Origin of the sequence: Komagataeibacter swingsii (assembly GCF_003207895.1) — a bacterium.
In the GTDB taxonomy this organism is placed as follows: Bacteria; Pseudomonadota; Alphaproteobacteria; order Acetobacterales; family Acetobacteraceae; genus Komagataeibacter; species Komagataeibacter swingsii.
In genome coordinates this window covers 1-20,794 of record NZ_NKUB01000022.1, presented here as the reverse complement: position 1 = coordinate 20,794, position 20,794 = coordinate 1, and the positions used below count along the sequence as shown (strand labels likewise).

At 66.0% G+C, this 20,794-nt stretch carries 17 protein-coding genes; 5 read left to right on the top strand and 12 right to left on the bottom strand.

Annotated elements, in window-relative coordinates:
- Nucleotides 1–3: 3 nt before the first annotated feature.
- The 3 genes from CFR76_RS13425 to CFR76_RS18730 are packed head-to-tail and all read right to left on the bottom strand — an operon-like array spanning nt 4 to nt 2,690.
- Nucleotides 4–1,155, bottom strand: a complete 1,152-nt coding sequence (locus CFR76_RS13425) for a PhoH family protein (RefSeq protein ID WP_244191947.1) — start codon at nt 1,153–1,155, stop codon at nt 4–6.
- On the bottom strand, nt 1,152–2,561 hold the full coding sequence (gene miaB, locus CFR76_RS13420) for a tRNA (N6-isopentenyl adenosine(37)-C2)-methylthiotransferase MiaB (protein ID WP_110557484.1): 1,410 nt from the start codon (nt 2,559–2,561) through the stop codon (nt 1,152–1,154). The genes CFR76_RS13425 and miaB overlap by 4 nt, the downstream gene beginning before the upstream one ends.
- Nucleotides 2,562–2,564: 3 nt before the next feature.
- On the bottom strand, nt 2,565–2,690 hold the full coding sequence (locus CFR76_RS18730) for a hypothetical protein (protein WP_264986356.1): 126 nt from the start codon (nt 2,688–2,690) through the stop codon (nt 2,565–2,567).
- Between the two features lie 287 nt (nt 2,691–2,977).
- Between CFR76_RS18730 and CFR76_RS13415 the strand changes: the two genes are divergently transcribed.
- From CFR76_RS13415 to CFR76_RS13405, 3 genes are all read left to right on the top strand, one after another.
- Complete coding sequence (locus CFR76_RS13415) at nt 2,978–4,936, top strand: autotransporter assembly complex protein TamA (RefSeq protein WP_110557483.1); 1,959 nt, start codon at nt 2,978–2,980, stop codon at nt 4,934–4,936.
- A complete protein-coding gene (locus CFR76_RS13410; RefSeq protein ID WP_110557482.1) occupies nt 4,936–9,135 on the top strand; it encodes a translocation/assembly module TamB domain-containing protein in 4,200 nt (1,399 codons plus the stop codon). Before CFR76_RS13415 ends, CFR76_RS13410 begins: the two co-directional genes overlap by 1 nt.
- A 174-nt stretch (nt 9,136–9,309) precedes the next feature.
- Nucleotides 9,310–10,497, top strand: a complete 1,188-nt coding sequence (locus tag CFR76_RS13405; RefSeq protein WP_244191946.1) for an MFS transporter — start codon at nt 9,310–9,312, stop codon at nt 10,495–10,497.
- 157 nt (nt 10,498–10,654) lie between these two features.
- On the opposite strand, the gene CFR76_RS13400 is transcribed toward CFR76_RS13405, so the two are convergent.
- Complete coding sequence (locus tag CFR76_RS13400) at nt 10,655–11,251, bottom strand: CarD family transcriptional regulator (protein ID WP_025438692.1); 597 nt, start codon at nt 11,249–11,251, stop codon at nt 10,655–10,657.
- Between the two features lie 152 nt (nt 11,252–11,403).
- Nucleotides 11,404–12,279, bottom strand: a complete 876-nt coding sequence (locus tag CFR76_RS13395; RefSeq protein ID WP_167402146.1) for a bestrophin family protein — start codon at nt 12,277–12,279, stop codon at nt 11,404–11,406.
- A 245-nt stretch (nt 12,280–12,524) separates the two neighbouring features.
- Here CFR76_RS13395 and CFR76_RS13390 point away from each other — a divergent pair, with 245 nt between their 5' ends.
- Both CFR76_RS13390 and fghA read left to right on the top strand, forming a co-directional pair.
- Nucleotides 12,525–13,640 (top strand): S-(hydroxymethyl)glutathione dehydrogenase/class III alcohol dehydrogenase, encoded by a 1,116-nt coding sequence (locus CFR76_RS13390; RefSeq protein WP_110557479.1) that lies wholly within the window; start codon nt 12,525–12,527, stop codon nt 13,638–13,640.
- A gap of 3 nt (nt 13,641–13,643) precedes the next feature.
- Nucleotides 13,644–14,498: an S-formylglutathione hydrolase gene (gene fghA, locus CFR76_RS13385; RefSeq protein ID WP_110557478.1), complete on the top strand. Its 855-nt coding sequence runs from the start codon at nt 13,644–13,646 to the stop codon at nt 14,496–14,498.
- An 81-nt stretch (nt 14,499–14,579) separates the two neighbouring features.
- On the opposite strand, the gene CFR76_RS13380 is transcribed toward fghA, so the two are convergent.
- The 7 genes from CFR76_RS13380 to CFR76_RS13350 form a co-directional block, all read right to left on the bottom strand.
- The gene (locus CFR76_RS13380) at nt 14,580–14,999 is read right to left on the bottom strand and encodes a secondary thiamine-phosphate synthase enzyme YjbQ (RefSeq protein ID WP_110557477.1); all 420 of its coding nucleotides are present in this window, start codon (nt 14,997–14,999) and stop codon (nt 14,580–14,582) included.
- A 17-nt stretch (nt 15,000–15,016) separates the two neighbouring features.
- Nucleotides 15,017–16,012 carry a tryptophan--tRNA ligase gene (trpS, locus tag CFR76_RS13375; protein ID WP_110557499.1) on the bottom strand — a complete coding sequence of 332 codons (996 nt, stop codon included), beginning with the start codon at nt 16,010–16,012 and terminating at the stop codon, nt 15,017–15,019.
- Nucleotides 16,013–16,060: 48 nt separating this feature from the next.
- A complete protein-coding gene (locus CFR76_RS13370; protein ID WP_110557476.1) occupies nt 16,061–16,549 on the bottom strand; it encodes a c-type cytochrome in 489 nt (162 codons plus the stop codon).
- Between the two features lie 78 nt (nt 16,550–16,627).
- A complete protein-coding gene (locus CFR76_RS13365) occupies nt 16,628–17,122 on the bottom strand; it encodes an FKBP-type peptidyl-prolyl cis-trans isomerase (protein WP_110557475.1) in 495 nt (164 codons plus the stop codon).
- Between the two features lie 48 nt (nt 17,123–17,170).
- Nucleotides 17,171–18,400, bottom strand: a complete 1,230-nt coding sequence (locus CFR76_RS13360; RefSeq protein ID WP_007400432.1) for an argininosuccinate synthase — start codon at nt 18,398–18,400, stop codon at nt 17,171–17,173.
- A 110-nt stretch (nt 18,401–18,510) separates the two neighbouring features.
- A complete protein-coding gene (rlmN, locus tag CFR76_RS13355) occupies nt 18,511–19,755 on the bottom strand; it encodes a 23S rRNA (adenine(2503)-C(2))-methyltransferase RlmN (protein WP_110557498.1) in 1,245 nt (414 codons plus the stop codon).
- 104 nt (nt 19,756–19,859) lie between these two features.
- Nucleotides 19,860–20,603 carry a TlyA family RNA methyltransferase gene (locus CFR76_RS13350; RefSeq protein ID WP_110557474.1) on the bottom strand — a complete coding sequence of 248 codons (744 nt, stop codon included), beginning with the start codon at nt 20,601–20,603 and terminating at the stop codon, nt 19,860–19,862.
- Nucleotides 20,604–20,794: the final 191 nt, after the last annotated feature.

Here is a 20,794-nt window from a genome sequence, read left to right as displayed (position 1 = left end):
GTGCTACTTCGAGGTTTCATCGTTCTCCTGCTGCGACCGGGCGCGGTGGGGGCGGCTGCTGGCCCCGGCGCGCTGGTCGTATGCCTCCACTATACGCGCCACCAGCGGGTGGCGCACCACGTCACGCGATTCAAATCGCATCATGCCGATCCCGGGCAGGCCGTCGAGTGTCTCGACCGCCTCCCGCAGGCCGGATGTCACGCCACGCGGCAGGTCAACCTGGCTCAGGTCGCCGGTAATGACCATGCGCGTGCCTTCCCCCATGCGGGTCAGGAACATCTTCATCTGGGCGGGGGTCGTATTCTGCGCCTCGTCCAGGATCACAAAGCAATGCGCCAGCGTCCGCCCGCGCATGAACGCCAGCGGCGCCACCTCGATCTCGCCCGTGCCCATGCGCCGGATCACCTGGTCGCCCGGCATCATGTCATGCAGCGCATCATAGAGCGGGCGCAGGTAGGGATCGATCTTTTCCTTCAGGTCACCGGGCAGGAAGCCCAGCCGTTCGCCCGCCTCGACCGCGGGCCGCGACAGCACGATCCGGTCCACCTGTCCCGCCTGCAGCATGGCCACCGCCTGCGCCACGGCAAGGTAGGTCTTGCCCGTGCCGGCGGGGCCAAGGCCGAACACCATTTCCTGCCGCGCCAGCATGTCCATGTACTGCCCCTGTCCCACGGAACGCGGGGCGATGGGGCCACGGCGGGTCATGATGGTGGGCAGGTCCGCAAGCGAGGGGCGGGCAGGGGCAACGGGGGTGCTGGCATTGGTCATGGCGGGCATATCCGTTGTTGCGGCGGATGGGGCGGACAGGGCATGGGCCGCGATGCGGATGGCGGTATCCACGGTTGCGGTATCGACAACCTGCCCCGCGCGGGCGCGGCGGTACAGTTCGGTCAGCGTGCCCTGGGCCAGGTCCACCCGCGCGGCCGTGCCCGTAATGGCGATGCGGTTGCCACGGCAGGCCAGCCGGACATCAAATCCACGTTCAAGATGCAGGAGATGACGGTCGTGATCCCCCACAAGCTGCGCCAGAAGCGCGTTATCCTCAAACTGCAGGGTTACGGTGCGGTCATTCGCCGCAGCCGTTCCATGGGGGGGAGGACGCCGCCCGCCACCGCGACGGGGGGCGTGGAGCGTGGATTGTGTCTGTTCTCTCAAGCCCTGTCTGTCTCCTCTGTCAGGACACCGCCGAGCGAGTTGGTGTAGCGATGGCGGATATCCACGTTGGCGATGCGCCCGATCAGGCTGTCCGGCCCGTCCACGTTCACGGCCTGCAGCCACGGGCTTTTCCCCGAGACCTGCCCCGGCTTGCGCCCGCGCCCGGTAAACAGGACGGGGGTGGTCAGGCCCACCGTCGCATCGTTGAATGCATCCTGCTGTACGCGCAGCATGGCCTGAAGTTCCTGCAGGCGGGCATCCTTCACGTCCTCGGCCACGTGCATGGCGGCCCCTGCGGCGGGCGTGCCGGGGCGCGACGAGTATTTGAAGGAATAGGCCTGCGCGAAGCCGATATCGCCGATCAGGCGCATCGTGTCGGCAAAGTCGGCATCCGTCTCGCCGGGGTGGCCCACGATGAAGTCGGATGACAGCGCAAGGTCGGGCCGCGCGTCGCGCAGGCGGCCCACCAGCGCGCGGTATTCATCGGCCGTGTGCCCCCGGTTCATGGCCGCCAGCACCCGGTCGGACCCGGACTGCACCGGCAGGTGCAGGAACGGCATGAGCTGCGGCAGGTCGCGATGGGCGGCGATCAGGTCATCCTCCATGTCGCGCGGGTGCGACGTGGTGTAGCGGATGCGCTCGATCCCCACCTCATCGGCCAGTACGCGCGCCAGGCGCGCCAGCCCCCATGTGCGCCCGTCCGGGCCGTCGCCATGATAGGCGTTGACGTTCTGGCCCAGCAGGGTGATCTCGCGCACGCCGGCGGCCGCCAGTCGCCGCGCTTCCGCGATCACGGCCTGCGCCGGGCGGCTGCTTTCGGCCCCGCGCGTATAGGGCACGACGCAGAAGGAACAGAACTTGTCGCACCCTTCCTGGATGGTCAGGAAGGCAGCCCCGCCTGCCGGGGCCGCGCGGTCGGCGGGCAGGAAGTCGAATTTCTGCTCGACGGGGAAGTCCGTCTCGATCACCGCGCCGGCGGCGCGCGCCGCGCGCGCGACCATTTCGGGCAGGCGGTGATAGGTCTGCGGCCCCAGCACGATATCGACATACGGCGCGCGCGCCAGGATCTCGCCGCCTTCGGCCTGCGCGACACAGCCCGCCACGGCCAGCACCGTGCCTGCGCCCCGTTCGGCGCGGGCTTCCTTGACCTTGCGCAGGCGGCCGAGTTCGGAAAACACCTTTTCCGCCGCGCGGTCGCGGATATGGCAGGTGTTGAGGATGATCATGTCCGCGTCATCCGGCGTGCCCACGGCGCGATAGCCCAGCGGGCGCAGCACGTCCGACATCCGCTCGCTGTCATACACGTTCATCTGGCAGCCCCATGTTATGACATGAAGCCCCCTTGTCGCGGATGATGTGCTGGATTGCGGCTGGGCCACACCGGAAGGGGGAGACAGGCTGTTCACGGGTCAGGTATCCTCGGGCATCATCGCGGGCGGGTGCCCGCATAACGGGCGCAACACATCGGTGTACAGCCGCGCGCGGTCAAGTGCCTTGCCGTCGATAATAAGCCAAGGAACAAATGGTCTGCCCATCAACGCTCCCGGTCCGCATCATGGCGGGGTGCCGGGCGCGGCAACCCCTTCCTGCCCGTACCGATCATGCCCGCCGGAATCGGGGGTATGTCAAGAAAGGATTGGGAGGGTGGAGACAGTTTGCAACATGACCCGCGCCTTTTGGGCACCTATATGACATATTTGGAACTTATTAAGGCGGTGACGTTAATATCGGTTTGATCATGCATGCCGGGAATGGCAGTTATCACACAGTGGGAAACTGAACACACGCAGGACAGGAACAGGGGCGGCACCGTTTGACAGGATTGCGTCATTCCCGTCTGGCACGCGGCCTTCATGCGCGTGCCTGGCGCAGTGCCGGTCATGTAAGCCTGCTTGCGGCCATGACAGTATTCGGGGTGTGGGGGCCTGCCGCCGTGGCGGCTGACCCGCAGGCCTACACCACCACCCTGCGCCCGACCGGCAATGCCGACCTGGATGACGCGCTGCGGGCGTCATCGGACCTGCTGTCGCTGCAGAAGACGCAGGCCGTCAGTCCCTTCGCGCTGACGGGGCGCATCCATAACGATTATTCCCGCCTGATCAGCGCGCTGGAAAGCTTCGGCTTTTACGCGGGCGGCATCACCATTACCGTGACCGATGGCGGCGGCAAGTCCGGCGCGCCCGTGGCGGGCAGCCATGACGGGCGTGATCCCGACCTGCCCGAATGGATGCAGTCCATACCGGAGGGGCACAGGGCGCAGGTCACCATCAGCGCCCGGCCCGGCGTGCCGTTCCGTATCGGGGTCGTGACGCTGAACCCCGACAGGGGCGACCCGCCCGTAAGGCTGAACGCGGATGAGGTGAAGGCCTTCGCCATGAAGCCCGGCATGCCCGCGCAGGCCGAAAGCGTGCTGTCCGCCGGCGTCACCCTCCAGACCGCCCTGACGGAAGAAGGGTACGCGCTGGCCACCGTCAGCAAGCCGCAGGCATGGCTGCGGCCCGACACGCATACGCTCGACATCGCCTATACCGTCCATCGCGGGCCGGTGGTCAATCTGGGTGCGTTCGACTTCGCGGGGCTGCAGCGCACGCATCCGGCCTATATCGCGCGCAGGCTGACCATCGCGCCGGGGGAGCTGTACCAGCCATCGCGCATTGAACGCGCCCGGCAGGACATCGCCGCCACCGGGCTGTTTTCCGACGTGCAGGTCAACCATGGCGACACGCTTGCCCCCGATGGCTCCATGCCGCTTGATTTCGCGTTCCGCGAGGGCAAGCGCCACAGCGTGGGGGCGGAAGGCGGCTATTCCACCGACCTTGGTGGCCGCGCGGGCGTGACATGGACGCACAACAACCTGTTCGGCAATGCCGAGCGCCTGCGGCTGACGGCGCTGATCACCGGGCTTGGCGGCTCGGCCGAGCAGGGGCTGGGCTATGATTTCTATGCCGACCTGCTGAAGCCCGATTTCGGGTCACGCAACCAGAACATGAGCGCGCGCCTGGAAGGCATCAAGCAGGAACTCTATTCCTACCGGCAGACCGCGCTGCTGGCGCGCATCGGCATCGTCCGGCGCGTCAACCGCCGCTGGAACGTGTCCTTTGGCGGGCAGATCGAGCAGGAACAGATCCAGCAGATGCGCACCAACAACAGCTATTTCATCGCGTCCCTGCCGCTTTCGGCCAATTATGACGGCACGGGGGTGGACAACCCCATCACCCCCGCGACCCACGGGGTGCGGCTGGGGGCCAGCATCACGCCGTCGGCCTCGCTGACCGATGGCACGTCGTTCTTCGCGATCATGCAGGCCACGGTCTCGACCTATTTCGACCTGAAGGCGCTGGGCCTGTCGCGCCCCGGCCGCAGCGTGCTGGCGTGGCGCGGCACCATCGGCAATGTGGAAGGGGCCTCGACCTTCGCCATCCCGCCCGACCAGCGGCTGTATGCCGGTGGCTCCGCCACGGTGCGCGGCTTCCGCTATCAGGGCGTGGGGCCGCAGTTCGCCAACACGCGCTACGCCATTGGCGGCACGTCCATGGATGCGGGATCGTTTGAATACCGCCAGCGCATCATGCAGAAATTCGGCGCGGTGGGCTTTATCGACGCAGGCCAGGTCACTGCGGACCGGACGCCGTTCCAGGGCACGGTGCGGGTGGGCGCGGGGGCGGGCGCGCGCTATTACACGCCCATCGGCCCGGTGCGGCTGGATGTGGCCGTGCCGCTCAACCGCCCCGCGCGTGGCGACAAGTGGGAACTGTACGTGGGGCTGGGGGAAACGTTCTGATGCCTGAGACGACCACCCCCCCCACGCCGCGCGGCACGGCCCGGCGCATCCTGCGCGCCACCGCCCTTGCGGTGGGCATTCCGGCGGGGCTGGTGGCCGTGGCGCTGGGCATGGTGCTGGTGGTCGCCAATACCGGCGCGGGCCAGCATGAAATCGAACGGCGCCTGCCGGGGCTGACCGGCGGCAGCGTGCACCTGTCGGGGCTGGGGGGGCGTTTTCCCGATGCGCTGCATGTCCGGCACCTGGAACTGGATGATTACAAAGGCGCGTGGCTGTCGATTGACGACCTGCAACTGGACTGGTCGCCGCTGCGGCTGCTGACGCGGCGCGCGGTGATCAGCAACCTGTCCATGGCGCGCCTGTCCATCCCGCGCCTGAGCGAGGATGATCCCGCCCATCCGCCAAAGCCGGAAAAGGACACGTCAGGCAGCATCCACATGGGTGTCGCCATCCGCGCGGTGCATGTGGCGCGGATTGACGTGGGCGCCGCCATTGCCCGCGTGCCCGCATCCTTCAGCCTTGATGGCCATGCCAGCCTTGATGACATCGCCCCGGTGCTGGACCATTTTTCCGTAGCCACCCTGCCGCCCGCCGATATCGCGCTGGACCTGAAGCGGCTGGACCAGCCCGGCGCGCTGTCGCTGGCCACGCGGCTGGAGCGTGGCGGCGTGGCGCTGGACCTGCACGCGCATGAGGAAGCGGGCGGGTTCGTCGCAACCCTGAGTGGCCTGCCCGCCCTGGCGCCCATGGACCTGTCGCTGGGCCTGCACGGCCCGCGTGACGCCACCCGCCTGGCCCTGACGGCCACGGCCGGGGGCATTCACCTGCAGGCAGGTGGCCAGGCCGGGCTGGTCACGCACCGCATGGCGCTGGATGTATCGGGCAAAAGCGACCCGGTAACGATCAGCGGCGCGAGCTGGCAGGGCATGAGCCTTGCCGCCCATGTGGGGGGCACGGTGGACCGGCCCACCGGCAACGGCACGCTGGACATCGACCGCCTGACCTATAACGACGCCGGTTTCGCCGCCCTGCACATGGTGGCCGACGGGCTGGGCGCGCGGGCCGGCGGGCAGGAGGAGCATGCCGCCCTGCATACAACCGTGACCGGGCTGCGCATTCCGGGCAGCCTGCCCACGTTGTTCGCATCCGACCCGCTGCGGCTGGATGTGCTGTGGCGGCCCGACGCGGCCGGGGGGCCGGTGGACCTGACGCTGTCGCACCCGCTGGCGCAACTGACCGGACGGGTCACGACAGCCCGGCCCATGGCCATGGCCTTCCATGCCGACCTGCCCGACCTTGCCCCGCTGGCGGCGGCGGGGGGCACGCAACTGCGTGGCCATGCCGGGATGGATGGCAGCGTGACGCTGCCCGCTGCCGGGCGGCCGGGGCCGTTCGCGCTGGACAGCCATGTCGTGCTGGATGGTGGCCTGCCGGTGGCGGTGGGCCTGATCGGGGACAGGGGGCACCTGAATGTCGCGGGCACCATCGCCAGCGGGCCGGGTAAAGGGAATACGGTCACCTTCACATCGCTGCTGGCGGAAGGGCGGACCCTGCATCTTGACGCGACGCCCACCCGGCTGGTGACGGGCGATCCGATACAGGTTGACGCCACGGCGCATCTGGCCCTGTCGGACCTGCACGTGCTGGCCCCCACGCTGAAGGGGCAGGCGCAGGCCGAGCTGCATGCCACGGGTCCGGTCAATGACCTTGCGGCCAGCCTGAAGGGGCAGGCCGACATGGCAGCCAGCAACACGGCGGCGGGCAATGTGCAGGCCACCCTGGCCATGCGGCACCTGCCGCAGGTCAGCGAAGGGGCGCTGGACGTATCCGGCACGGTGGACCGCGCGCCCATACAGGTCACCGCCCGCCTGGACAGCAATGCCGACGAAAGCCGTCACCTCCAGCTTTCGCACCTGAACTGGAAAAGCCTGACGGGGCTTGCGGACATGACGCTGCCCAAGGGGCATGTGGTGCCGTCGGGCACGCTGGAGCTGCACATGACGCGGCTTGCTGACCTGCGTGATCTGGCGGGACAGGACATGAGCGGCCACCTGTCCGCCAGCCTGCACAGCACGAGTGCGACCGCGGACAGCCCCGCCGCCCTGAGCGTGAACGTGGACAGCGCGCTGGGTGCGGCCATGGCGCGCGTGGACCGGCTGGTGCTGAAGGGCAGGGTGCAGGACCCGGCGGGCGACGCGCCGGTGACCGACCTCGACCTTGTGGTGGATAACGCGCATTTCCGCGACATGGGGGGGCATGCGCATGTCACCGCCAAGGGACCGTTCACCGCGCTGAGCGTGGTGGCGCAGTCGGGGCTGGATACGCCATGGACGGGGCCTGCCACCATTGACGCGGCGGTGGTGTCCAACATTCCCGCAAATTCCGTGAACGTGCGCCGGCTGGAAGCACAGGCCCGGCGCGAGGTCATCCGGCTGGATGCCCCGGCCACCGTGACCTATGGCCGGGAAACCGCGATCGACCACCTGCGGATCAGCCTTGCCCCGCCGCAGGGCCAGCCGGGTAGCGTGGAGGTCAGCGGCAGGATAAAGCCGGCGCTGGACCTGCATGCGGCGGTCAGCCGCCTGTCACCCGACCTGCTTGCCCCCTTCATCCCCACGCTGCATGCGCAGGGGACGCTATCGGCCGAAGCGCGGCTGACCGGGACACTCGACCATCCCTCCGGCCGGGTGACGCTGCAGGGGCAGGACCTGAAATACCATACCGATTATACGTCCTCCCTTGCCCCTGCATCGCTGGAGGCCACGGCCAACCTGACGGCGGGCATGGCGCGGGTCGATGCGCAGGTCCGCGCGGGCACGCAGGTCAACCTGGGGTTGCATGGCACGGCCCCGGTCAACAGGGCGGGCCAGATCACGCTGCAGGCCGATGGCAACGTGGACCTTGCGGTGGCCAACGCCTATCTGGGCGCGCAGGGCATGCAGGCGGGGGGCGCGCTGCAGATCGCGCTGGGCGTACGTGGCACGCCGCAGCAGCCGCGCCTGAATGGCACGCTGGGCCTGACCAATGGCGTGTTCCATGATTACGGGCAGGGCATACAACTGTCGGCCGTGCATGGCACGGTCAACGCCATGGGGGACCGGCTGGTCATAGCCGACCTGAGCGCGCAGGCGGGCAAGGGTACGATCGGCGTCACCGGCAGCTACGGTGTGCTGGAACCCGGCCAGCCGATCGACCTGCATATCCATGCCGACAACGCCCGGCCGCTGGCCAGCGACCTTGTGACCGCGACCATTGACGGGGATCTGGGGGTAAAGGGCCTGCTTGCCAGCCGGATCGATGCGAGCGGGGGCATCACGCTCCGGCGCGTGGATGTCAACATTCCGGATTCACTGCCGACATCGGTGGCGCATCTCGATGTCATCCGCCCCGAGGACGCGGCGACGCAGGAAAAGGTGGTCCATGCCTCCCCGCTGGTGATCGGGCTGAACCTGGACGTGCGCTCGCCGGGGCAGTTCTATGTGCGCGGGCACGGGCTGAACACGGAAATGCACGGCAAGATCCATGCGGCGGGTACCACTGTGGCGCCGGTGGTGACGGGTGGGTTCTCGCTGGTCAAGGGCGGGTTCTCGCTGGGGGGGATCTCGCTTGACTTCAGCAAGGGACAGGTAGGCTTCAACGGCGTGGGGGTGACCCATGCAATCGACCCCACGCTGGATTTCGTGGCCGAGCGCAGCACGAATGACGGCACGGCCCGGCTGAATGTGGGCGGGTATGCCAGCGCGCCGAAAATCTCGTTTTCCTCGACACCGCCGCTGTCACAGGACCAGATCCTGGCCATCCTGCTGTTCGGGTCGGATACGCAGTCGCTGTCGCCCACGCAGATGGCGTCGATCGCGGCCGCCGTCGCGACGCTGAGCGGCGGCTCCGCCTTTGACCCGCTGGGCATGGTGCGCAAGACGCTGCATCTGGACAGGTTGCAGATGAGCAGTTCATCCAACGGGTCGGGCAGCAATGACACCGGCTCGATCGAGGCGGGAAAATACGTCATGCGCCGCGTCTATGTGGGCGCCAAGCAGGCGACATCGGGTTCGGGCACGCAGGCGCAGGTGCAGGTTGACCTGACCCGGCGGCTGAAGCTGAACACCACGGTCGGCACGGGTGGTAACGTGACCGGTTTCACCACGCCCGAAAACGATCCGGGCAGCAGCATCGGGCTGCTGTACCAGTTCAAGTACTGAGTGCAGGAAAGTTTTTGGTGAAGCTTTTTTAAAAAAGCTTCAGAAAACGCAGTCTTTTTTGAAAAGGACGGCAGCCGGAAACTTTCATTTCCATTTATCTGCCATCTCTTTTCAGGCCGTCGCCAGATACGTGCCGGCCTGTTCGGTGCGGGGTAAATGCATTACGGTCCCAGTATGAATCCACATGTTACGACCCGTGGTGGCCTGCTGCCCGTCATGCTGGCCATTGGCAGCGGCATGCTGGCGATGGGGGTGGCGCTGTCGGCCCTGCCGCTGGAACTCCAGTCGCGTTTCGCGTGCGGGACCACCATGATCGGCGTGATCATGGGCATCCAGTCCGTCGCCACCGTGCTGTCGCGGCCCCAGGCCGGGCGGATGGCGGACCGGCTGGGCGGGCGGGGCACGCTGCTGTGCGGCCTGCTGTGCACGGCGTGTTCCGCGCTGGCCTACAGCCTTGCGCTGGTGCCCGTCATGTCACCGGCCATGCAGCAGGCGATGATCGTGGCGGGGCGCATGGCCATGGGGCTGGGCGAAGGGCTGATGGTGACCGGCGGCGGTGTATGGGCCGTGACCATGGTGGGCAGCGCGCGGGCCGGGGCCGCGATGTCATGGGTCGGGCTGGCCATCTTTGCCGGGCTGGGCATTGGCACCGCACTGGGTGACGTGATCGAGGCCCATGCCGGCTTTGCCCGCGTGTGCCTTGTCGCCATCGCCCTGCCGGTGGCGGGCATGGGGCTGACCCTTGCGCTGCCCGCGCCGCCGCGTGCGGGCGGGCCGGGTGGCGGCATGCGGTGGAAAGACCTGATCGGGCATACATGGGCATGGGGGCTGACGCTGGGGCTGTCGGCGGTGGGGTTTGCCGCGATTTCGTCCTTTCTGGTCATTTTCTATGCCGCGCGGGGCTGGCATGGCGGGGGATGGGCGCTGGGGGCGTTTGGCGCGGGGCATGTCATTGCCCGCCTGATCGGCAGCCGGCATGTGGATCGTGACGATGTCAGGCCGATGGTGGTGGCGATCATGCTGGTGGAGGCGCTGGGCCTGTCCCTGATCTGGCTTGCGCCGGGACCGGCATGGGCGGCGGCAGGCAGTTTCCTGGCCGGGCTTGGGTTTTCGCTGACCTATCCGCTGCTGGCGCTGCCGGTGCTGCGGCAGGTGCCCCCTGCCGCGGCGGGGTCGGCCATCGGGCTGTTTGATGTGTTCTTTGATATCGCGGCGGGCATTGGCGCGATGCTGTCCGGTGTGCTGGCAGGCGTGGCGGGACCACGCAGCCCCTTTGCCATGGCCATGCTGGCGGCGGTCGCGGGGTGCGTTGTCATGTTTGTCATCCGCACGCCCAATGACCGACAGCCGGTTGATAAATGAAAACGAAGGTTTTGGGCGCCGCCTTTTTCAAAAGGCGGCGGTCTTTTGAAGCTTCACCAAAAACGTTCATTCCCTGAATCAGTCGCCCCATATCAGAACCGCCGGCACAGGGGCCGGCGGCATCGGGTTGGGGGTTCAGGGGAAAGGTGGGGCGCGATCAGGCCGCCTTCATGACCTCGGTCAGTTTTTCAAGGACTTCGGTCGGCTCCTTGCCTTCCAGCACGGCGACTTCGGCCACGAAGCGTTCCTGCGCCGCCTCGAACAGCTTGCGTTCGCTGAAGCTGCCGTCAAGGCTGTCCACATTGCGGCGCAGGTCACGAAGCACCTCGGCAATCTGCACCAGGTCGCCGGAATTGATCTTTTCCTGATAGGCGACCGCGCGGCGCGCCCACATGCCACGGCTGACATGCGGCTTGCCCTTGATGATGGCCATCGCCTTGTCCACGATTTCCCTTGATACGATCTTGCGCAGGCCCGACTTGCGCGCCTTGGACAGCGGGATGCGTAGCGTCATCTGGTTGCCGGGAAAGGAAATCTGGATCATTTCCAGCTTCGTGCCGGCGATTTCGTCAACGCCGATCCGGTCAACGCGGCCAACGCCATGCGCGGCATAGACGATGGCGTCGCCCTCGCGGAACGGATCTTCATCTTTTACGGCCTTGCTGGACTTTGCCTCGGCCGCCGTGGCGGCTGCGGCCGTCCGTGCCATTGCATCGGTCACAGTGCCCTTCGGGGTGGTTCTGAACATGCTCATGCCATCCATATAGCATAAATTCCGCCTTCTGTCTTGCTCCCTTCATAACGGTTCCGGCTTGGGCGACATTCCATACGGATGCGGCAGCGCGCCGGGTTTCTGGCCGCCGCCGTGATGGTCCCGGTCAGGGCGCGCCCGTCAGGTGCGGCGCATCATGCCTGTATGCCGCGCACGGGTGTCAGCGGCGGCGGCGCGGGCAGGCCGCAGGACTGCATCAGGTCGATTTCGATCGTGCGGGATATGGCCAGCATGGGCATGCCATGCGGCGTCGCGCTGAAGGGGTCCTGCAGGTCGTTCCCGATCTTGTCCAGCGCCACGAACAGCAGCCCCACCAGCGATGACCCAAGCGGCGTGATCCAGCCCAGCGTCTGCACCATGGACAGTGGCAGGATGATGCAGAACACCACCGCCACCACCTTCGGCAGGACCGAAAACTGGATGGCCAGCGGCGTGTTGCGGATGCGTTCCAGCCCGCCCTGCGCGTTGCTCATGTCCGACAGGATGCGGTCGACCTGGCCCTGCAATGCGCCGTCAATGCCCAGCCGGCGTGATTCCGCATCCACCCGCAGCCCGATTTCGAACAGGATGGCGGCAGGGACGTTCACCTTGCCCGCGATGCCCGCCTTCATGGAATCGGGCAGCAGGCGCATGATGTCATCGGTTGCGTCCAGCCGCCCCAGCGCGCCCCGCAGGGCATAGGGATAGGCCGCCATGGCGCATGCAAGGTCGGGGCACCCGCGCAGGATCGTGCCCGCCTGCCGCGCGAAGGAGCGGCTGTTGTTGGTGACCGCCCCCCACAGGGTGCGCCCTTCCCACCAGCGGTTGTAGGCGGTGTTGTTGCGGAAGCTCATGAACAGCACCAGCGCGGAACCGATCAGCGATATGGGCAGGGTGGGCTGTTCCATCCAGTCCTGGTGGAAGATCTGGAACATCACCACCACCACCACGTCCCACGCGCACAGGAAAACCAGGGACAGCACGCTTTCGCGCAGCAGGATCCACAAACCAATTCTACGATCAACGACCATGCAGGCATTCCGGCATATCTGGAGGAAATACGCGGACCCGTTACCGGCTCCCTCCCGCCATTTATCACATTGGATGGGGGTTGCGGGGCCGGGCATGGGCGGATGGCATGTTTTGTCACTGAAAATATCGTAAGCGCCCGCATGGCGGCATGACATTGACGCCAGCGCCGATGATGCCCTTAATCGTTGCGTAAATCAGGGCACCCCCACGCGGGCGCCCACGCATTGAAGGAAAGACCGGGTTCATGGACGTAAGGGCAGCCGTTGCCTTCGAGGCAGGCAAACCACTTGAAATCGAGACCGTGCAGCTTGAAGGCCCGCGCGCGGGTGAGGTGCTGGTCGAGATCAAGGCCACCGGCCTGTGCCATACCGACAAGTTCACCCTGTCCGGCGCGGACCCGGAGGGGCTGTTTCCCGCCATCCTTGGCCATGAAGGGGCCGGCGTGGTGGTGGAGGTCGGCGCGGGTGTGAAACACCTGAAGCCCGGCGACCATGTCATCCCGCTCTATACCCCCGAATGCCGGGAATGTAAGTCCTGCCTGTCGCGCAAGACCAACCTGTGCACGGCCATCCGCGCAACGCAGGGCAAGGGCGTGATGCCCGATGGCACGTCGCGCTTTTCATTCAAGGGCCAGCCGATCCATCACTACATGGGCTGTTCCACCTTCGCCAACTACACCGTGCTGCCCGAAATCGCGCTGGCCAGGATCCGGCCCGACGCGCCGTTTGACAAGGTGTTCTACATCGGCTGCGGCGTGACCACCGGCATCGGGGCCGTGCTGTTCACCGCCAAGGTCGAGACCGGCAGCACGGTTGCCGTGTTCGGTCTGGGCGGGATCGGGCTGAATGTCATTCAGGGTGCGAAAATGGTCGGGGCCGAACGGATCATCGGCGTCGACATCAACCCCGAGCGCGAGGCCATCGCCCGCAAATTCGGCATGACCGATTTCATCAATCCCAGGGACCTTGGCCCCAATGGCGACCTGGTCGGCCATATCGTGGAACTGACCGGCGGCGGCGTGGACTATTCCTTTGAATGCGTCGGCAACCCCACACTCATGCGTCAGGCGCTGGAATGCGCGCATCGCGGGTGGGGTGTCTCCACCATCATCGGCGTCGCGGGCGCAGGGCAGGAAATCAGCACGCGGCCGTTCCAGCTTGTCACCGGGCGGCGGTGGATCGGCTCGGCCTTTGGCGGCGCGCGCGGGCGCACCGACGTGCCGCGCATCGTGGACTGGTTCATGGAAAACCGCATCGACATCGACAGCCTGATCACCCACAAGCTGCCGCTGGAGCGTATCAACGAAGGCTTCGACATGATGGCGAAGGGCGAGAGCATCCGCACGGTTGTCGAGTTCTGAGCCATGGGCGCGATCACGACGCTTGAGGAACACGCAAGCTGTGGCGGGCGGGTCGGCTTTTACAGCCATCCGTCCGAAAGCCTTGGGCTTGAGGCGCGCTTTGGCGTGTTCCTGCCCGAACGCGCGCTGGCGGGCGAGCGCGTGCCCGTCATCCATGTGCTGGCCGGCCTGACCTGCACGCAGGATACCTTCCTGATCAAGTCCAACGCCGTGCGTTTCGCGGCCCGTCACGGCATCGCGCTGGTGGCGCCCGATACCTCGCCACGGGGGGCGGGGGTCGCGGGGGAGGATGACGCCTATGACCTTGGCACGGGGGCGGGCTTCTACCTTGACGCCACCACGCCCGCATGGCGCGCGCATTACCGCATGGGCACCTATGTCAGCCACGAACTGCCCGAACTGACACAGGACGTGTTTGCCATTGATGGTGCCCGGCGTGGCATCATGGGGCATTCCATGGGCGGGCATGGCGCGCTGGTCCACGCATTGCGCGCGCCGGCGGCATGGAAATCGGTCTCGGCGTTCGCCCCGATCTGCCATCCCGCCATCGTGCCGTGGGGGGAGAAGGCATTTTCCACTTACCTCGGCCCCGACCGCGCCACATGGGCGCGGCATGATGCAACGCTGCTGCTGGAAGCGGGGCATACCCACCCCACCGAAATCCTGGTGGACCAGGGGGAGGCCGACCAGTTCCTGCATGACCAGCTCAAGCCCGAACTGCTGGCCGCGGCGGCCGGTGCGGCGGGGCAGGGTCTACGCCTGCGCCTGCATCCGCGCTATGACCATTCCTACTGGTTCATCCAGTCATTCATCGCCGATCATATCGACCATCACGCCGCGATCCTGAACGCGGTGTGATCTTGGGGAAAGCAGACCTGGCGGGCCGGTGCGTGACGATATGCGCCAGCCACTAGGGATATCGCGATCGCCGGTATCCGGTCAGTCGCCAATCAGGTGCAGCACGATTTCGCGCCGGTGCGGGCGCGCGCGATGTTCAAACAGGTACAGGCCCTGCCATGTGCCCAGTACGGGTCGCCCATCCGCCACGGGGATGGAAAGCTGGGTATTGGTCAGCATGGCGCGCAGGTGGGCGGGCATGTCATCCGGGCCTTCATCATCATGGATGTAGCGCCCCGGCTGTTCGGGCACGAGGGCCTCAAGATACCGTTCGATATCCGTGCGCACCGTAGGGTCGGCATTTTCCTGCACCACCAGCGATGCGGAGGTATGGCGGCACCACAGCGTCAGCAGGCCGGTCTCGATCCCGCTCTGCCCCACCCAGTCCAGCACGGGCCGGTCGATCGGGACCAGCCCCTTGCCGCGGGTTGCAACCCGCAGGCTGTGCAGTTCCTGCCGCATGGCGCCGCCTTTCGTGCTTACTTCAGGAAGCCGATCAGGGATTCCGCTTCCGATACGATGGGTTCGGCAATGGTGCGCGCCCGGTTCGCGCCATCACGCAGCGTGTCGCACAGGAAGCCGGGTTCCTTCAGCAGGCGTCCGGTTTCCTTTGCAATGGGGTCGATCGCGGCCACCACCACATCGCTCAGCGCCGTCTTGAACGGACCGAAGCCCTGGCCGCCAAACTGCGCCAGCACGTCGGCCACCGTGCGACCGGACAGTGTTGCGTAGATGGTGACAAGGTTGCGGGCCTCGGGCCGGTTTTCAAGGCCGGATTCCTCGGACGGCAGGGGTTCGGAATCGGTCTTGGCGCGCTTGATCTTGCTGGCGATGGCGTCGGCGTCATCCGTCATCTCGATCCGGCTCTGGGCGGAGGGGTCGGATTTGGACATTTTCTTGGTGCCGTCACGCAGGCTCATGACGCGCGCGCCCTGCGGCGGGATCAGGGCCTCGACCTGCGGGAAGAATTCGGTCCCGTAATCGTGGTTGAATTTCTGGGCAATGTCGTTGGTCAGTTCAAGGTGCTGCTTCTGGTCATCGCCCACCGGCACGACCGTGGCCTTGTAGGCCATGATGTCGGCGGCCATCAGGTCGGGATAGACATACAGGCCGGCGGAATGCTTTTCGCGGTCCTTGCCCGCCTTGTCCTTGAACTGCGTCATGCGGTTGAGCCAGCCGATACGCGCGACACAGTTGAAGATCCATCCCAGCCGCGCATGGGCGCTGACGGCGGACTGGTTGAACAGGATATGTTTCTGCACATCAATGCCCGACGCCAGCAGGACCGCCGTCTGCGCCAGGGTCTGCTGGCGCAGCACGGCGGGGTCCTGCCATGTGGTGATGGCGTGCATGTCCACCAGGCAGAAGATACATTCATGATCACGCTGCAGCGCAACCCAGTTGCGTATTGCACCAAGGTAATTGCCAAGCTGCGGGATACCGGTCGGCTGGATGCCGGAAAATAGGCGTTGCATGAAGGTATTTTCCGTTTTTTTGCCCGTGCAGGTCAAGGTGCCGGGATGTCAGGGCAGGGGGTGGATGGCGTCAAGGCGGCGGCGTTCTTCCGCCACCATGGTGGTGGTCAGCGGGTGGGCGCGTTCGGCGGCCACTTCCCCGGGGGTGAAGACCGGGACGGGGCGGGTGTCGCCACGGGTCGCCAGATAGCTGAGGATGGAGGCGATTTCCACATCCGACAGGTGGGCGCGGAACGGCGGCATGGAGAAGTTGTAGCGCACGCCATCAATCTGCAGCGGGCCGTTCAGCCCGTTCAGCAGCACATGCATCAGGTACTGCTTGCCTTCCGGTGTCGCCGCGATCCTGTCCACACGCCCGGTCACGGGCGGGATCTCGCCCTTCATCCCTTCGCCGCCATGGTGGCAGATGCCGCAATTGGTGCGGTAGCGCGCGTATCCTTCCTGCCCATGGCGCGTGCAGGCCGCCAGCAGCACGACGGTGGCCGCCATGCAGCCCCCGCGCAGTACGGACGCCATGCGCCCGGTCCCAATACCCATGTCGGTTGTCCGGTTTCCTGTCCCGTTATGTCATGAAAAAAGGGCCATTCGCCCGGATGGGGAATGGCCCTGTATGCCTTAATGGCCGCCGGGGGAGACGCCCAGAAGCTGTATCTTGAAGATCAGCGGGCTGTCAGGCTGGATGATGCCCATGGATTTGTGCCCGTAACCCAGTTCGGGCGGCACGTACAGCATCCATGTATCGCCCACATGCATCATGGGCACGGCTTCCTGCCAGCCCTTGATGACCATTTCCAGCGGCATCTGCATATACGCGCCATGCCCGTGCTGGTCGGAACTGTCGAAAATGCCGCCATCGGGCAGGCGGCCTTCGTATATGACCATCACGCTGTCATTGATGGTGGGCTGGGCACCATCCTTCGGCCCGGATTTCAGGACCTTGTAGGCCAGTCCGTCCGGCAGGGTCTTGACGCCGGGCTGCTTGCGCACGTTGTCCATGAACTGTGCCGGGGTCAGTTCCGGCTGGTCATCCTTGGCCCCCCCGCATGCCGCAAGCGGCAGCACCACCGCTGTGGCAAGGAGAAGGGGAATGACACGGGAAAAGCGTTTCATGACACCTCGGCAGGTTGTTGGAATGAACACGAAAGACCGGATGGGCGATTACAGCGCGCCGCCACGGCGGCCGATCTTGGCCCCCAGCCGCAGGCGCAGCGCGTTCAGGTTGATGAAGCCCTGCGCATCGGCCTGGTTGTATGCGCCCTCGTCATCCTCAAAGGTGACGACGCGGGTGTCATACAGGCTGTTGGGGCTTTCACGGCCCACGCAGATGACATTGCCCTTGTACAGCTTCAGCCGCACGCGGCCGGTTACCGAATGCTGGCTCTGGTCGATCAGGGCCTGCAGCATGCGGCGCTCGGGCGAGAACCACAGCCCGTTATAGATGATCTCGGCATAGCGCGGCATCAGGCTGTCCTTGAGGTGCATGGCCTCGCGGTCAAGGGTGATGCTTTCGATGCTGCGATGCGCGGTCAGCAGGATCGTGCCGCCCGGCGTTTCGTAAATGCCGCGCGACTTCATGCCGACAAAGCGGTTTTCCACCAGGTCAAGACGGCCGATGCCGTTGTCACGGCCCAGTTCGTTCAGGCGCGTCAGCAGCGTTGCGGGCGACATGGCCACGCCATTGATCGCCACCGGGTCGCCCGATACGAAATCGATGGTGATTTCGGTGGCCTTGTCCGGGGCCGCTTCGGGCGAGATGGTGCGCTGGAACACGATTTCCTCAGGCCCGACCGCCGGATCTTCCAGCAGCTTGCCTTCGGATGATGAGTGTAGCAGGTTCGCATCGACCGAGAACGGGGCTTCCCCGCGCTTGTCCTTCGCGATGGGGATCTGGTGTTCCTCGGCAAAGGCCAGCAGGCGCGTGCGCGATGTCAGGTCCCATTCACGCCACGGCGCGATGACCGTGATGTCGGGCTTGAGCGCGTAATAGGCCAGTTCGAAACGGACCTGGTCGTTGCCCTTGCCGGTCGCGCCATGGGCCACGGCATCGGCGCCGACCTGCTCGGCGATCTCGATCTGGCGCTGGGCGATCAGGGGGCGGGCGATGGACGTGCCCAGCAGGTACTGCCCCTCGTACAGCGCGTTGGCGCGGAACATGGGGAAGACGAAGTCCTTGACGAAGGTCTCGCGCAGGTCCTCGACAAAGATTTCCTTCACGCCAAACATTTCGGCCTTGCGGCGGGCGGGTTCCAGTTCCTCGCCCTGCCCAAGGTCGGCCGTAAAGGTCACGACCTCGCAGTTGTAGGTGGTCTGCAACCAGCGCAGAATCACGGAAGTATCAAGACCGCCCGAATAGGCGAGAACGACCTTTTTGACATCCCTGGCGGCCATGGGAGAACGCTCCTGTCGAGAAAACTTTGGACAACATTTTGCCGGGTGAACCGGCGGCATGTCCTCCTAGCATCCCACGGCGCGGGCGACCAGAAGATAAGGCCGGATTTTTACGCCCCGGCCGGGTCCGGCGCGGTGTCCGTACGCTCCGCGCGGCGCAGGCGCTGGCTTTCGGTGCGCAACTGGCCGCAGGCGGCAAGAATGTCGCGCCCGCGCGGCATGCGGATGGGCGAGGCGAAGCCCGCATCCATCACGATATTCGCAAACCGTTCCAGTTGCTCGCGCGTCGATGGCCGGTAGCTGCTGCCCGGCCACGGGTTGAACGGGATCAGGTTGACCTTGGCCGGAATGCCCGAAATCAGGCGCACCAGTTCACGCGCATCAGCCTCGCTGTCATTGACGCCACGCAGCATGATGTATTCGAACGTGATGCGCCGGGCATTGCTGGCGGCGGGGTAGCGGCGGCAGGCGGCAATGACCTCCCTGATCGGGTATTTGCGGTTCAGCGGCACGATCTCGTCACGCAGGTCGTCGCGCACGGCGTGCAGGGATACGGCCAGGTTGATGCCAAGCTCCGCCCCGCACTGGTCCATCATCGGCACCACGCCTGATGTGGACAGCGTGATGCGCCGGCGCGACAGGCCAATGCCCTCGCCATCCATGATGATGCGCATGGCCTTGGCCACGTTGTCGTAGTTGTACAGCGGCTCGCCCATGCCCATCAGCACGATGGTGGACAGCAGGCGCGGCGTGTCGCCCTTCGGGCTGGGCCATTCGCCATAGCTGTCGCGCGCGGCCATGAACTGGCCCACGATCTCGGCGGCGCCAAGGTTGCGCACCAGCGCCTGCGTGCCGGTGTGGCAGAAGGTGCAGGACAGCGTGCAGCCCACCTGCGATGAAATGCATACGGCCCCTCGGTCTTCCTGCCGGTCGGGGATGTACACGGTCTCGGCTTCCTGCCCGTCGCGGAAACGGAACAGGAATTTGCGCGTGGAATCCTGCGATGTCTGTTCGGTCACCACGCCGGGGCGGCCAACAATGAAGCGTTCGGCCAGCTTTTCCTGCAACGGGCGGGCGATGGAACTCATGCGTGAGAAATCGGTCGCGCCCTGATGGTAGATCCAGTGCCATAGCTGCTTGGTGCGGAATGGCTTTTCGCCAATTTCCACCATGATGTCCGTCAGTTCCTCTCGCGACAGGCCCACAAGGTCGCGCCTGCCATCGGGCAGGGCGGCGGCAGGGGGCGCGAACTGCGCGGATTTCGCACGGATGCGCGTGCGTTCCTCATCATTCAGAAGCGAGGCCGCCGTCCCGTCGCGTGACCGGGAAGGCGAGGTTACGGGGGCTGCGGACATACCGGTGCTGCCTATGTTCATCGTGTCATTTAAGGGGGATGGGCGTTGCTGGCCGCCCTTTTTCGCCTGTGTAGCACAGGCGGGGCCGGGGATGCGACTGCCGATCAGCCGTCCCTGCGGGCCGCGATCAGGAATTCCCGGTTGCCTTCCGGCCCGGTGATGGGGCTGGGGTCGATGCCCAGCACGGTCCAGCCCGGCAGGCCCGACCACCATTCATGGATCATATCGCACACGGCTTCATGCACCATCGGGTCGCGCACCACGCCCTTGGCCCCCACCGCGTCGCGCCCGGCCTCGAACTGCGGCTTTATCAGCGCGATGGCCCATGCGCCCGGCACACACAGGTCCAGCCCGGCGGGCAGGACAGTGCGCAGGCCGATGAAGCTGGCGTCACAGACCAGCGCCTGTATGGGATCGGGGATGATGGTGGCATCCAGCGCGCGGGCATTGCATTTTTCCAGCACGACGACCTGTTCGGTATTGCTGCGCAGTTTCCATGCCAGTTGCCCATGGCCGACATCGACGGCATAGACCTTTGCCGCCCCTTCATGCAGCAGCACATCGGTAAAGCCGCCAGTGGACGCGCCAACATCCAGGCAGGTCAGGCCCGCGGGCGACAGGCCGAAATGGTCCAGCCCGTGCGCCAGCTTGATCCCGCCGCGTGATACCCATGGGTGGTCCTGTCCCTTCAGGGTCAGGGGCGTATCCTCGGCGATCTGTTCCCCGGCCTTGTCAATGCGCCGGTCGGGCGTGTGGACCAGGCCGGCCATGATGAGCGCCTGCGCACGGGTGCGGCTTTCCACCATCCCCCGGTCCACCAGCATCTGATCGACGCGACGTTTTGCCATGCGCGGGTGCCTGTTTTTTCGTGGTTGCGTCAGGCCATCTGGCGCGAATGCGGCACGCCAAGGGCGGACAGCGCGGTGGCGACAATGGCGGGCGCATCCAGCCCGGCCTCATGGTATTGCGCGGCCTGCGTGTTGTGGTCGATGAAGCGGTCGGGCAGGGTCATGGGGCGGAAGCGCACGCGGTCCAGCAG

Excerpts from the sequence above, each read along its gene's own strand:
- CFR76_RS13395 (WP_167402146.1), bottom strand. The coding sequence starts at position 12,279 with ATGGTCGTTGATCGTAGAATTGGTTTGTGGATCCTGCTGCGCGAAAGC.
- trpS (WP_110557499.1), bottom strand. The coding sequence starts at position 16,012 with ATGCAACGCCTATTTTCCGGCATCCAGCCGACCGGTATCCCGCAGCTT.
- CFR76_RS13350 (WP_110557474.1), bottom strand. The coding sequence starts at position 20,603 with ATGGCAAAACGTCGCGTCGATCAGATGCTGGTGGACCGGGGGATGGTG.
- CFR76_RS13400 (WP_025438692.1), bottom strand. The coding sequence starts at position 11,251 with ATGAGCATGTTCAGAACCACCCCGAAGGGCACTGTGACCGATGCAATG.
- CFR76_RS18730 (WP_264986356.1), bottom strand. The coding sequence starts at position 2,690 with ATGGGCAGACCATTTGTTCCTTGGCTTATTATCGACGGCAAGGCACTT.
- CFR76_RS13405 (WP_244191946.1), top strand. The coding sequence starts at position 9,310 with ATGAATCCACATGTTACGACCCGTGGTGGCCTGCTGCCCGTCATGCTG.
- fghA (WP_110557478.1), top strand. The coding sequence starts at position 13,644 with ATGGGCGCGATCACGACGCTTGAGGAACACGCAAGCTGTGGCGGGCGG.
- CFR76_RS13410 (WP_110557482.1), top strand. The coding sequence starts at position 4,936 with ATGCCTGAGACGACCACCCCCCCCACGCCGCGCGGCACGGCCCGGCGC.
- CFR76_RS13380 (WP_110557477.1), bottom strand. The coding sequence starts at position 14,999 with ATGCGGCAGGAACTGCACAGCCTGCGGGTTGCAACCCGCGGCAAGGGG.
- CFR76_RS13390 (WP_110557479.1), top strand. The coding sequence starts at position 12,525 with ATGGACGTAAGGGCAGCCGTTGCCTTCGAGGCAGGCAAACCACTTGAA.
- rlmN (WP_110557498.1), bottom strand. The coding sequence starts at position 19,755 with ATGTCCGCAGCCCCCGTAACCTCGCCTTCCCGGTCACGCGACGGGACG.
- CFR76_RS13370 (WP_110557476.1), bottom strand. The coding sequence starts at position 16,549 with ATGGGTATTGGGACCGGGCGCATGGCGTCCGTACTGCGCGGGGGCTGC.
- CFR76_RS13365 (WP_110557475.1), bottom strand. The coding sequence starts at position 17,122 with ATGAAACGCTTTTCCCGTGTCATTCCCCTTCTCCTTGCCACAGCGGTG.
- CFR76_RS13360 (WP_007400432.1), bottom strand. The coding sequence starts at position 18,400 with ATGGCCGCCAGGGATGTCAAAAAGGTCGTTCTCGCCTATTCGGGCGGT.